Below are 12,707 nucleotides of genomic sequence, written 5' to 3'. Positions count from 1 at the left end.
GGAATGTTACTAAAGGCTAGCTTATCTAAAACAACTTAAGAAGGAACTGTATGAATATGACACAAAGAGTGATAAATAGACAAGAAATTCTTGATAGGAGGTAGTAAAAATATAAAAAAAGAAAATCGTACTGCAAATTTTTATGACGTGATTCGCGAACGTCGTTCGGTTCGCTTTTATGAACCTTCAGTTAAGAACGATGAAGAAGAAATTAAAGAGCTGCTTGAAGAGGCTATTCTTGCACCAAGTGGAACAAATCTAAATCCTTGACGTTTTATGGTCTTTACAGATTCTACTCTTAAAAAGAAGCTACTTCCAATGGCTTCAGGACAACAACAAGTGGTTGATGCATCCACAGTTATTGTGGTGTTCGGAGATATGATTGCTTATACAGTGGAGAACGCTGATATAATCAATCAAAGAGCTGTAGTTGCGGGGTACACATGACAGAAGAAATTAAAGACAGAATCAACAACAGTGTACAGGGATATTATGGTTCTGTAAGTGAACAAGTAAAAAAAGAATGGCAAATGCTTGATGGTGGTCTAGTGCCATGCAGCTCATGCTAGCTGGAAAGGCAAGAGGATATGATACAGTACCTATGCTTGGCTACAGCATTGAAGAATTTCGTAAGGAATTTAATGTCTCAGAAAACTTATTTAACATCCTAAAGATTGCTGTGGGTAAAGCAAGAGAAACAGGATTCCCAACAGTAAGATTAGGTGTTGATGAAGTAACTTACTGGAATGGAAAACTTTAATCATCGCTAGTTCACATTGTATTTTACTATTGTAGGGCGACCATCGACAAAGAGGTTCCCCAATTACTAAAGGCACAATAAAAAGTAAAGAATCGGGAGAAACTTTTATTAAATCAATAATGAAATGAAAATACGCTCCAATTATGGATATTAAGTATCTATATTAACTACGAAAGAAGGTTTTTTTTATGAAATTAAGCGTTTTGGATCAAACTCCAGTTTCAAATGGGCAAGCTCCTCATGAAACTATACAAAATACTATTGAATTAGCTCAATTAGTAGATGGTTTAGGATATCAAAGAATATGGTATTCCGAACATCATGGATCTGCAAACTTAGCTAGTGCTTCACCTGAAATATTGATTGCCCATATTGCATCAGTGACAAACCAAATTCGTGTTGGTTCTGGTGGAATCATGCTGATGCATTACTCGCCAATAAAAATGGCAGAAATATTTAAAACATTAACGACATTATACCCTAATAGAATCGATTTCGGTGTAGGCCGTGCACCCGGTGGTGACCAATTTTCTACTCTTGCATTACATGAAGGAAAACAACCGAACCTGTTCAACCAGTACGATAAATTAGTAGAAACGATGATGTTTATGTCAGAAACGATGCCTGTTGACCATCTATATAACCGTACACTTGCAGCTCCATTGGGTGCTCCATTACCTGAAGTTTGGCTATTAGGATCTAGTGGCAGCAGCGCTGCACAAGCAGGACGATTCGGAATTGGATATTCGTTTGCTCAATTCATTAGTGGACAATTATCTGCCGAAAAGTTGGAGTCTTATCGTACAAATTTCATTCCTTCGGAGTTTATGCAAAACCCTCAAATTAATGTTGGTTATTTCGTGATGGTGGCAGAAACAGATGAAGAAGCTGAATATCATGCATCTAGTTTAGATTTAAACTTATTATTTTTAGATAAAGGGATGCCTTTTCAAGTAGTATCTCCTGAGGAAGCATTAAATTATTCTTATACCGAAATGGATAAGATGCATATACAGAATAACCGTAAACGATTCTTAGTGGGGAGTGCAAAAGATGTTGCAAATACATTACATGCACATGATGAAAATTTTGGTATTAATGAAGCTGTGATTGGGACAATCAGTCATAGTCATGAAGCAAGACTACAGTCTTATCGATTACTTGCACAAGAACTTTTATAAAAAGAAAGGCGGAGAAAGAAATGATTGAAATTTTAAATCGAATTAACATATTAGCTAAAAAACAAAAAGAAGATGGTTTAACACAACTAGAATTAAAGGAGCGTCAAGAATTACGTCAAGAATATCTTCAAATTATTCGTGGACAAGTAAACAGCACAGTTATGGGGTTAACAATATTAGACCCTTTAGGTAATGATGTTACACCTGAAAAATTGAAAAAAGAACAGCAAAAACAATCATTAAAAAAGAATGATGACGCATGAAAATGACGGCTGGCGTGGAACAAGCTGTATTTGCTCTTTTGTTGCTTAATCGTTTACCTAAGCAGGCTATGGTATCAGGTGAATCATTAAGTCAACAACTACATGTTTCTCCAACTTATCTTCAAAAATTAATGAGAAAACTTGTACGAGCAGGGCTTGTTTCTGCTGTGCTGGGTAAAAGGAGGCTTTCGATTACAAGCTGTTCCTGAAAATATCCGAATATATGATGTGTATATTGCAGTAGAAGGCTTAGAATCTCTTTATCGTTCAAATGGCATCTTTCATACAATGTTTCAATTAAAAGAAAATACAGCCTGTCTATTATCCGATGTAATGGTAGAAGCTGAATCTGCTTGGCAATCTATTTTAAAACGTACAACGATTGCTTTATTGCACCAGGCACTTAATAATACCTCTTCAAAGGAATCTCTTACTAAAATTGATTCTTGGTTAAATGAAAAAATTGTCTTATAAAATCATTCTCATTTTACTGGTTAAGAAAAATGAAAATTGCTAAAACAATTCAACAATAGAAATAAAGGTCTGTTGAAATATATGTTCTAAATAAATAATTTTTAGGAGGGAATTTAATGTTTGTTAGAGTGGTAACTTTTGATTGTTAAGCGGGAATGGAAGAACAGCTTCGAGAAATGGGACGGCATCTGCTCGTACCTATCAACAAAGATGCAGGCTGTATTAGTGCATATTTCTTAGAGCCTAGCATTGAAAACGATAATCCTTCTTTTGGTGTAGTAAGCATTTGGCCAGATAAAGAAACATTAGACACTATGAAGAAAAGTGAAAGATATCGAACTTTAATTCAATACATGAGTCCTTTAATTGAAACATTAACAGAACGCTATATTTGACTGTTTGAATGGTTGATATATTGATAATTTTACGAATAATGATCATGAAAAATGTAAGACGTATAAATCAAAGGTGCAATACTAGTTTGTAAACGGGTCATAGCTGGAATTACAGTCCAAATTATGACCCGTTTTTTCTTGTATCTTGGTCGTATCCCTAATCGTTACAAAAAATGTCATTGAAAATTTTCTGGGTTTTCCTGAAGGAATCACGGGTACTGAATTAATGGAAAATATGCGAAAACAAGCAGAGCGCTTCGGAGCTGAATTTTATACAGGTTGGGTGAAAAGTGTGGATTAGTCGAAGCGTCCATTTAAATTACAAGTAGAGGGTAAGGGAGAAATTGTAAGTGAAACCCTTATTATCTCAACAGGAGCAAGCGCTAAATATTTAGGAATTCCAAATGAAAAAGAAAATATTGGTCGAGGCATTAGCACTTGTGCAACATGTGATGGTTTCTTCTTTAGAGACAAAGAAATAATAGTAGTTGGAGGTGGGGATTCAGCATTGGAAGAAGCAAACTTTTTGACGCGTTTTGCATCCAAAGTAACCATAGTTCACCGACGTAATGAATTAAGAGCTTCAAAAATCATGCAGGATCGCGCTCGCGCTAACGAAAAAATCAGATGGTCATTAGATAAGAGCCCAGTTGAAGTATTCATTGATGAAAGTGGTGTAACTGGATTGAAAGTGTTAAATAATTCAACAGGTAAAGTAGAAGTTATCCAAGCAAATGGGATTTTTGTAGCAATTGGTCATCGTCCCAATACAAGTTTCCTTATTGGACAAATTAATACGGATGATAATGGATATATCTTAACTAAACCCGGCACAACCGAGACAAATATTCCAGGAGTATTTGCATGTGGCGATGTACAGGACAGCCGTTACCGACAAGCTATCACTGCAGCAGGAAGTGGTAGCATGGCAGCGACTGATAGTGAAAAATTCATGGAATCATTAGAACAATGATATCTGCAATGGGCATTCATAAAAAATGTCAGTCCAGTCAGTGTAGTGAAGAAGAAGCAGACTATTCAAGGAAATAAGATAACATGTTGTAGTTCGCTTTGTAACCATCGTATTAATTTTAGTTAATCATAGAGGAGGAATTTATATGTTGAATTGGAAAGAATTAACGACACTCGAAGAATGGGAAGAGGTATATAATCGTTCTGCTGAGAAACCGGCGGTGGTTCTGAAATATAGTACAACTTGTCCAGTAAACTCGAGTGCAATGGAAGAATATGAGGAATACCTGGCAGATAAGCCAAATAGTGATGTTGATTACTACATGGTGAAAGTCATTGAATCGCGTCCAGTATCTAATCGGATTGAGGAAGATCTTGGCATCAAGCATGCCTCGCCACAAATAATATTTTTCAAAAATAAAAAATCCATTTGGAATACTTCACATTGGTCGGCAACGAAAAAACATATGACAGCTGTATTGGATTAATCTTAGAAACCTTTAAAAATAAATAATTACAGAATATGGAGAAGTGTGAACTGAGTGGATATTTTACTAAATGAGCGGGATTGTAGTTTAGTGTTGCAGTATAAAATCAATTGTTTTATGTAACGCGCCCTATGAAGTTGATTTGTGAAGTAATGAAATACAACACTCATAGTTATATCAAACTATCAAACCACTAAAAAAGGAGAAGATTACTATGTTTCCGATTCGCAATCAAAAACGCAATTGAACTGATACTGCTAAAATCCAGCACTTTCTAGAGAATGCCGATACTGGATTTCTAGGCTTATCTTCAGAAGACGTCCCATTTGTCATTCCACTCAATTTTGTTTGGCTGAACGACGCCATCTATTTTCATGGGGCAGAAGAAGGAAGAAAAGTGACTTACATTGAGAAAAACCCTATGGCCTGCTTCACTGTAGGCGCGAATTATGGGACAATTACCAGTCCGATTCCTGCAAAAACGGATATAGCATATATGAGCGTTATAATCGAAGGATCCCTACTTCAAGTAACTGATATAAATGAGGCAACGGAAGCAATGCAGGTCATGCTGAATAAATATGTGCCAGGTTATTATGAACGATCGCTAGGGAAGAGTCATTTGGAACGATATGTTTCCCCTTTAGGTAGTAAAACCGCTATCGACAAGTTAAACGCAGACTCTCTTTCAGCCAAGGAGAAAGAAGTGATATCAGATCGTATGTTCTATGAAGGTAGGACCATTCATACCGACCGGGCGTAAGAGAGTTGAGGAATACAATTAAACTTTGGCTTTCAAGTAATAATTTAATGTTGAAACGCAAACGTTAACTCTGTACCATAAATTGAATTTCAAATTGAGTATATAAAAATTTTTAGGAGGAATTGAAATGGAAAAAAATCTATTTGACTACTTAGCATTCAACAGAACTCAAACATTAAAAGCTATGGAGGGCGTAACGGAGGAGTTAGCAGATCGAATTCCTGCAAATTTCCGCAATAATATCCGTTGGCAACTAGGACACATCTATACTGTTACGGAAATATTGGCGTTTTTACAATTAAAGCTTCCTATGAATCTGCCGGAAGGGTTTATGGAGCGCTTTACAAAAGGATCGCCACTAGACGATATTGACAAGACAGTCCCATTGCCGACTTTACCGGAGCTCGAGAGCCTTTTAAAGGAACAATATGAGCGAGTTCGCGAGGTACTGACTGGCCGCTTGGACGAAAGCACACCTGTTCTTACAACGTCAGATGGACTTGATTTGCATAGTCCAAAGGAATTACTCACTTATAATTTGTATCATGAAGGAATGCATTTTGGAATTATCAAAGCTTACAAAAAAATGTTATCCCAGTAACAACCGAAAGTGAGAAAAACCTCTCTATGGGAGGTTATCGAAAGTGTTAGATAAATAGGAAAAGGTACAATCTCTTCTAAAATAGAAGTGGATTGTACATTTTTCTTATGTGAGTGTCTCATGAAATTCCCATCACCCTCCGACTTAAATCATCACCACTTTTCTAGCAGAATCTAACGAGTCTTTCTTTTTTCTCGATGTTCAGGATTAATAAGGTCAGCGAATATAAAGCTACCCTTGGTTTCATAGTTTGCAATAAGAGAGTGCAACGCCATAAGCATGAGCTGTGATTGTTGTAGATTGGTTTCTTTACTCATGAGTTCAAAGCGATTCTTCAGATCTTCTGGGATAGGGAAGCATAATCTTTGCATAGAATTATCTCCTTTACAAAATGTGATTATTATGACGCAATTTGCGTTAAGATTGTAATAAAATGAACTATTCTTCCAGCCAATTATAAAAAGGGACCTTTTGTGAAAACGAATTTTCTTTTTGCACCGCACTTTCTTTATATTCCTGTTGAGTTAGTTCGTATATTCTTTTGCTTTGCTTTCTTGGTAATTTAATAGGAATCGTTGCTGGGTTCTAGTTCTCTCGTAATTCCCATAATCCGCTACGATTCCAATAATCTCAACTTCTTTACTAAACAGTAAAAATAACAATGCTATTGTATCATCAATTCCAAAGTCCCCAAACAAGAGTACTTTTTTTTATCCAAATCAAACACCCCGATACTAGGAGATCAAGTATATTTAAATACTTCAACGATATGAGTACACCTTGAAAATTATGCATCGAGGAATTTTATTATGATATTTCATAAAGTTTATAGCGTATTGTAGTAATTAGCTGTTAGTAAGTCTTCTTCTTATGGAAAACAAGAAAAAAAGGGCCGGTATGTATAGGAAAACAAAGTAAAAACTTATTTCGTTTGTTAGATTCCCTAAGGTATCTACCATTGCACGATTCTCAATACAGATCGAGACAATGTATATGAATATCATAAGACAGGGTAAAGATAGTTTAGGTCTCATTTTATACATTTTCTTTAATAATCGTGTACATGACCAAATCGGAATGCAAACAGTAGGGAGGATCACTAAAAACCAAGTGAAAATGAAGATATACTCAAACCTTTCTATAAAGGGTAATTCAATGATTTTTGTCATCGTAAGTGTTGGCCAAAGTGTCTCCTGTAACTGTCCCTGGCTATAGTACACTAATGTAACGAGCGTGATTACTACATATAAAAACGTTGTATATAAAAGAGCGATATGAGCCCACTTTTTTGATTTTTCGGGATTCTTAATATAAGGAAGATAGACCACCAAAGTTTCAAAACCAACAAATACTAGGCTTGCTGATTTTGAAGACTTTAATATATCTATAAAAGAATGATTAAGTATTGGTATTAGGTTATCTAGGTGTGCATACCTGAGTGGAAAATAAAGAGTGAAAAATAAAATACTTGGCAGTACTACACCAAAAAACGCTAACCCGGTTAATTTACGAAATCCTCCAGACACAAAGTAATAAATAATAAACCCAATAAATAAGCCCAGCTCCCAAGTACTTATCCATGGAAATATCCAAAGTTGGATAATTTCTATATAGGTTCTAAATACCACAACAAACAATAGAAGAAAATACAATACGAGACCAGTTGAAATTACTTTACCAAGAATTCTACCCAAACATAGGTCATGAATAGCTAAAATATCATAGGAGGGTAACAACATCTTATAAATCATCCATACAATAAGATGTGTGCTTAAACCCATAATAATAACAGATATCCATGCGTCTTGTTCCGTATATTGGGCGACAACCCTTTGAAAGTTCAACATACCAATACCAGTTTGAGAAGCATGGATAAGGAAAAAAACATAAAAGGTTGATACTAAATATTTTTCATCTATCTTCGTGCCATTCACGTTCCTACCCCCGATTGTAGTAAATTAACATGTGCGTTAACTTTGATTTTAATGTCGGGATAAATCCTATAAAATTCTTTCTCGTTCCAATTTCGATCTCTTCCTCTAAATAAGTCTCCAAAACCAAAGGGGTCTGTATTTTTGGACTGTAAGCTGCTAATTAAATCTTCCGTTTTTTTGGAAATCCTTTTTTCTATTTGGTTCTGAATAGATTTCATTCTTTTGGGGTCACTCAGGTTAATATCTTCAGGTGCATCTTTAATTATGCAACTCAGTCTTAATGTAACATTAACTTTTGGTTGTTTGGATGTTTGATCACTTATTGTGAATTTTGATTTACCACTCACCGTTCGAATATCTAACATCCTTTTTTCACCGCTAGCTGAATAGGGGAACTCAAAATTCCCATTTTTCTTTTTACTTTTTAATAATTTGAAGAATATCGAGTCCTTTTGGCTAACTTTCATTTTCATTTTATCCTGTTTAAAAATAGCTAATCCATCCAATTCAACTATCTTATTCTTGTTTATCTTAATAAAAGGTATATAGACATCTTGTCCGGTTCCGTAATACTGATAAAAAACTGAATGGAGGTTTGTTGGAGGTGTATTGTTGTTTTCCTCATTCTGCTTTATTAGATTAGATAGATAAAATGGGGTTTTACCAACTGATACAGACAAAATCTGATCAGCCTTATCTTTTGATATGACCAAATAAGTATTACTTCCAATGATAGGGTCTCTCTTAAGGGTAGTAATTAAATCTCCGATACCTTTTTGAGCTAATCGTTCATTTAATACAATTATCCTTGTTTGACCAACTTCCATAGGAGAAGCGGATTGGTTGTTAAAAGAAGTTAATATACCGGTATTAGTACTAGCAATACCATGAACAACATCTGGTCCCTTATGGCCTGGTATATATAAACTTGGATAAGTTGCGCTTCCAAGAATTTTTCCGTCTTCTAAATCAAATCCCATATCAGAGATAACTATAATTTCATCTATAACCTTGTCGCGTCTACATCCTGTTGATGGGAATAACAAAAGTATAATCAAAAAGCACACACAAAAATTAGTTTTATTCATCGTCAAATTCATCCTTACCCTCGTTAACCTGATACCTACGTTTCTTTTTGGGGCGTAGGTAACTAGGTCTTGTAGTTGTATATCGAAATGGAGATCTAATAAAGCCATCCTTGAAGTCAGTAATTCTAAAAGGGTATATTGGAGCTAAGTATGGTGTGCCAAATGATTTTAATCGCATTAAATGACCCAGCATCAATGTAAAACCAGCAATTATTCCGAATCCGCCCCACCCGGCTGCTAATAATACCAATGGAAATCTTAGTAGCCTAATCGTATTTGCCATTTTAAAAATGGGCGTGGTAAAAGAGGCTAAAGCTGAAAGTGCAACAATAATCAGAAGGACATTGCTTGTCAATGCTGCTTCTACTGAAGCTTGTCCTATAACGATCCCACCAACAATCCCTAACGTTTGACCTACTTTAGTAGGTAATCTGGCCCCAGCCTCACGTAGTAATTCAATTGTTACTTCTAGAAATATCACCTCTAAAAAGGGGGGAAATGGTATATTTACTCGAGACTCAATGATTGGACCGAGAAGATCCTTTGGAATAATAACGTAATGATGTGTGAGAACGGCGACATATAAAGGTGTAGCAAAGACCGAAAAAAACACTCCAAATAAACGGATGATTCGAAAAAAAGACCCCACAATCCAAGGTAAGTAGTAATCCTCTGGAGAGATAAAGAAATCAAAAAAAGTGGAGGGACCTGTAATGACATAGGGAGAGCCATCACAGATAATAATCACTTGGCCTAAAAGTAAGGTATACGTAACCCTATCTACTCTTTCTGTGGATAAGAATAAAGGAAAAGGGGTATTCGAATGATCTGAGATCGTTTGGTCTATCAGGGCACTTTCGACAAAATCAAGATCCAGGTCACGTAGTCTTTGCCTAACAGTATTTACATGTTCTGAGTTTGTTATATCTTCTATATATCCAATAACAACCCGTGTGGAAGTCATGGAACCCATTGTCAACTCTTCAAATATTAATTTTGAGCCTGAAAATTGGTGTCTTAATAATTTCATATTCGTTTCGATATCTTCAATGAAGCCAAGTTTTGGTCCCACAACACTAAATTCATTCTCTGTTTCGTTGTTTTCTCTAAGCCCACGTTTGCTGTTCTTTACATTAACAAGAGCAAAATTTGTTTTATCACTTTTTAACCGAATTAAAATGTGACCTTGGCGAATCTTTTCTCCCGCTTGTTCAGGGTTTTCTGAACATAGGTGAATTTCACTAATTGGTATATATTTAATTACATCATTTAGGTTCTCAAAAGGTGAATGCTCTTGTAGTGGTAGTAATAGAAAATGATTAAGTGTTTCTTCATCGATTAATGTGCTGAAAAAGAATAATTCAATATTAGGTTTATCTAAATGAAGTGTTTTGAAATCACTAGATTTTGATGCTTGTATCAAAAATCCATCTATATTTTTTAATAGTTTATTCTTATGATTTTGTTTTCTAAACAAATAAAACCACCCCAAGAAAAGCAATAATATTTTAATTTTTGAGGGAAATATTTTCTTAGTGCCTATATTTCATTCTAAAAAGGACTATGATTAAATTAATTTACCTTTATGTTATCTTTTGTAAGTTTCTAAATTATATACTCGCTTCATTGACATTAATCCCTTGGGAAAGTTGATGTTGTGTTAAACAATGCTGGATTTGGATTAATGGGAGCTTTCGAGTTGACTAGCATCAATTTGATGTTAACGTTTTTGTTTTATTCGAAGTGACTAAAGCATTTTTACCTCATTTCAGAGAAAATAAGGAGGTATTGTTTATTAATATTTCTTCCGTAGGCGGAAAGATACCCCTCCCGTATTTGTGCTTATATCATTCAACGAAATGGGCAGTTGAAGGTTTCACAGAGTCTCTTGGATTTGAATTGAGTCATTTAGGGATTAAAGCTAAAATTGTTGAACTAGGTGAGGTTGCTACTGATTTTGCTGGACGCTCATTAGATATGACTTCACCTGAGACAATAGAAGATTATAATGAAAGTTTTGCCGCGTTCCAAGAAACGATCAGTTCAACAATGCAGCCAAGTGAACCAATAGTGATTTCTAAAGTTATTTATGAAGCTCCGACAGATGGTAAAGACCAATTAAGATACGTTGCAGGAGAAACAGGTTGTACACATGTGACTCCGAACGAGATTGGGTTTACAAATGAATTTGCAGCTTATGATGATTCATTTATGCCAAGTTTACGAAAATTAGCAAAGCCGCGAAAAGTGAGTTCTTGAGCTTTTGCATTATTGGTGTAGTTAGTCATTTTCTTGACATTCACTTACTCTTACTGACATATGAACGAAGTAGGGTCCCTCCCCAAACGCCGAGAGATTCTTCGGTCCTGTTGTATGATGTAGATTCCGCATTGCGCGGCAAAAGAATCCTCATAAAGTATTAACTGTTCGCTCAGATCTCTTTGTTTTTGTTTGTTGAAATTGAACTACTTTAGTAGATTGATATGGGCTTCTTAGCCAAGATATATACTCCGCCAGAAGGTCAAAATCCACTTACTTCTAATCTCTTTCTTTTTCGTTTAAAAATTGAAAATAAAACTTTAAATAATGACAGTATGACTTTAATGTATTTTCAGCTTTACCAATGTTATCTAGATATTTAAGAAACCTTAAAACAGGAACGACAGGTTTGTTATCCCCATCAATAAGCAAATATCTTTTTCTGTCATTAATTAAAACCTCTTGCACTTTCATTAACACCACCTCCAGATACAATAGTGATGTATTTTTGTTACTCTTTCTATGAAAACTATGTTTACTATATTTCTCTACTATATATATGTTGTAAATAAAGAAACAAAAGGGAGTAGTATTTAACGTTATTAACGTTAAATACTACTCCCTGGTATACTACATATAAGGGCCATTTAGTTAAAGAACGAAAAGAACTGTAGAATAGTTTCTACAGTTCTCAATAAATGTCCAAGGACAATAAAGTTTATACAAAAACAGACAAGAATCAAAGGGCATCTGTTTTTAAAAAAGAACTCTCTTTCCAACCTGTCTGAAATCATTAATTAATCCACTGCACAATATCCTTCATGTCTTTTCTTCCTCTAGGGAATTCAGGCTCATTTGCTCGGTATCCAAATGCGACCATAGCCGAAACAGCTAAGTGACCATCCTCTAGTAAGTTTTCTTCCGCAAGGAGTTTTTCTACCTTATCGATATAAAATCCTTCTATTGGACAAGAGTCAATTCCTAGTAACGCTCCTACAGTCATCATATTGGCAAAGGGAAGAAAGGTTTGTCTTTTAGCCCAATCCAACGCTTTTTGTTCATTTTCAAACACATTTTGTTGGTTTACTTGGAAATTTCTTATACCCTCTATCATTTGATCAGATATTTCATCTGGAACACCCATAACATTAAGCACTTGATTTTTTACATATTCTGAGTCGTACCTTGTATCCTCGCTTGTTCTTGAAAGAATGATAACGAAATGGCTCGCAGTTGGCAGATGACCTTGTGCGCCTGGAGAAATTTCTTTTAGCTTTTCTCTGAATTCCTGATTTTGGACAACGAGGAATTTCCAAGGTTCAATGCCACATGAGCTTGGTGAAAGTCGGGCTGCTTCTAAGATTACATTAAAGTCTTCCTTAGAGATTTTTTTTGTTGGATCAAAGGTTTTTATAGCACGTCTAAAATTAAACGCATCAAGAATTTCTTGTCTTTTTATCACTCTTTGTGTCATATTCAAACACTTCCTTCTTAGTTGTTTTAGATAAGCTTGCCTTTAGTAGCATTTC

Annotated in this window: 12 protein-coding genes and 4 pseudogenes; 10 read left to right on the top strand and 6 right to left on the bottom strand. The window is 35.2% G+C overall.

Going from position 1 to position 12,707, the window contains the following annotated elements; all coding sequences use genetic code 11:
• Nucleotides 1-111: 111 nt before the first annotated feature.
• From CHI06_RS25160 to CHI06_RS25120, 9 genes and pseudogenes are all read left to right on the top strand, one after another.
• Nucleotides 112-760: pseudogene (locus tag CHI06_RS25160) on the top strand (nitroreductase family protein).
• A 188-nt stretch (nt 761-948) separates the two neighbouring features.
• Nucleotides 949-1,941 carry an LLM class flavin-dependent oxidoreductase gene (locus CHI06_RS25155; protein ID WP_095251352.1) on the top strand — a complete coding sequence of 331 codons (993 nt, stop codon included), beginning with the start codon at nt 949-951 and terminating at the stop codon, nt 1,939-1,941.
• Between the two features lie 20 nt (nt 1,942-1,961).
• The gene (locus CHI06_RS25150; protein WP_095251350.1) at nt 1,962-2,204 is read left to right on the top strand and encodes a DUF896 domain-containing protein; all 243 of its coding nucleotides are present in this window, start codon (nt 1,962-1,964) and stop codon (nt 2,202-2,204) included.
• A pseudogene (locus CHI06_RS25145) lies at nt 2,201-2,678 on the top strand (Rrf2 family transcriptional regulator). The gene CHI06_RS25150 and the pseudogene CHI06_RS25145 overlap by 4 nt, the downstream one beginning before the upstream one ends.
• Before the next feature lie 155 nt (nt 2,679-2,833).
• A complete protein-coding gene (locus tag CHI06_RS25140) occupies nt 2,834-3,073 on the top strand; it encodes a putative quinol monooxygenase (RefSeq protein WP_095251349.1) in 240 nt (79 codons plus the stop codon).
• A gap of 175 nt (nt 3,074-3,248) precedes the next feature.
• Nucleotides 3,249-4,046: pseudogene (locus CHI06_RS25135) on the top strand (NAD(P)/FAD-dependent oxidoreductase); the annotation flags it as partial.
• Between the two features lie 145 nt (nt 4,047-4,191).
• Nucleotides 4,192-4,533: a bacillithiol system redox-active protein YtxJ gene (ytxJ, locus tag CHI06_RS25130; protein WP_095251348.1), complete on the top strand. Its 342-nt coding sequence runs from the start codon at nt 4,192-4,194 to the stop codon at nt 4,531-4,533.
• A gap of 262 nt (nt 4,534-4,795) precedes the next feature.
• On the top strand, nt 4,796-5,296 hold the full coding sequence (locus CHI06_RS25125) for a pyridoxamine 5'-phosphate oxidase family protein (RefSeq protein ID WP_257009449.1): 501 nt from the start codon (nt 4,796-4,798) through the stop codon (nt 5,294-5,296).
• A gap of 127 nt (nt 5,297-5,423) precedes the next feature.
• Nucleotides 5,424-5,897 (top strand): DinB family protein, encoded by a 474-nt coding sequence (locus tag CHI06_RS25120; protein WP_095251347.1) that lies wholly within the window; start codon nt 5,424-5,426, stop codon nt 5,895-5,897.
• Nucleotides 5,898-6,070: 173 nt separating this feature from the next.
• Here the strand turns inward: CHI06_RS25120 and CHI06_RS25115 are convergent, their stop codons facing one another.
• The 4 genes from CHI06_RS25115 to CHI06_RS25095 all read right to left on the bottom strand — a co-directional run bounded on the left by CHI06_RS25115 (nt 6,071) and on the right by CHI06_RS25095 (nt 10,411).
• Nucleotides 6,071-6,268: a hypothetical protein gene (locus CHI06_RS25115; protein ID WP_095251345.1), complete on the bottom strand. Its 198-nt coding sequence runs from the start codon at nt 6,266-6,268 to the stop codon at nt 6,071-6,073.
• Nucleotides 6,269-6,742: 474 nt separating this feature from the next.
• Complete coding sequence (locus tag CHI06_RS25105) at nt 6,743-7,831, bottom strand: GerAB/ArcD/ProY family transporter (protein WP_179292780.1); 1,089 nt, start codon at nt 7,829-7,831, stop codon at nt 6,743-6,745.
• A complete protein-coding gene (locus tag CHI06_RS25100) occupies nt 7,828-8,919 on the bottom strand; it encodes a Ger(x)C family spore germination protein (RefSeq protein WP_179292779.1) in 1,092 nt (363 codons plus the stop codon). Before CHI06_RS25100 ends, CHI06_RS25105 begins: the two co-directional genes overlap by 4 nt.
• Nucleotides 8,912-10,411: a spore germination protein gene (locus CHI06_RS25095; RefSeq protein WP_095251353.1), complete on the bottom strand. Its 1,500-nt coding sequence runs from the start codon at nt 10,409-10,411 to the stop codon at nt 8,912-8,914. Before CHI06_RS25095 ends, CHI06_RS25100 begins: the two co-directional genes overlap by 8 nt.
• A gap of 233 nt (nt 10,412-10,644) precedes the next feature.
• Between CHI06_RS25095 and CHI06_RS25090 the strand changes: the two are divergent.
• Nucleotides 10,645-11,178: pseudogene (locus CHI06_RS25090) on the top strand (SDR family NAD(P)-dependent oxidoreductase); the annotation flags it as partial.
• A 279-nt stretch (nt 11,179-11,457) separates the two neighbouring features.
• Here the strand turns inward: CHI06_RS25090 and CHI06_RS25085 are convergent.
• Complete coding sequence (locus CHI06_RS25085; protein ID WP_095251338.1) at nt 11,458-11,652, bottom strand: hypothetical protein; 195 nt, start codon at nt 11,650-11,652, stop codon at nt 11,458-11,460.
• A 319-nt stretch (nt 11,653-11,971) separates the two neighbouring features.
• On the bottom strand, nt 11,972-12,652 hold the full coding sequence (locus CHI06_RS25080) for an NAD(P)H-dependent oxidoreductase (RefSeq protein ID WP_095251337.1): 681 nt from the start codon (nt 12,650-12,652) through the stop codon (nt 11,972-11,974).
• Nucleotides 12,653-12,707 lie beyond the last annotated feature (55 nt).

The organism is Bacillus sp. 7884-1 (assembly GCF_002272245.1).
GTDB lineage: Bacteria > Bacillota > Bacilli > Bacillales > Cytobacillaceae > Neobacillus.
Note: the sequence above shows the minus strand (reverse complement) of the source record. Positions and strands in the feature narration are given on the sequence as shown.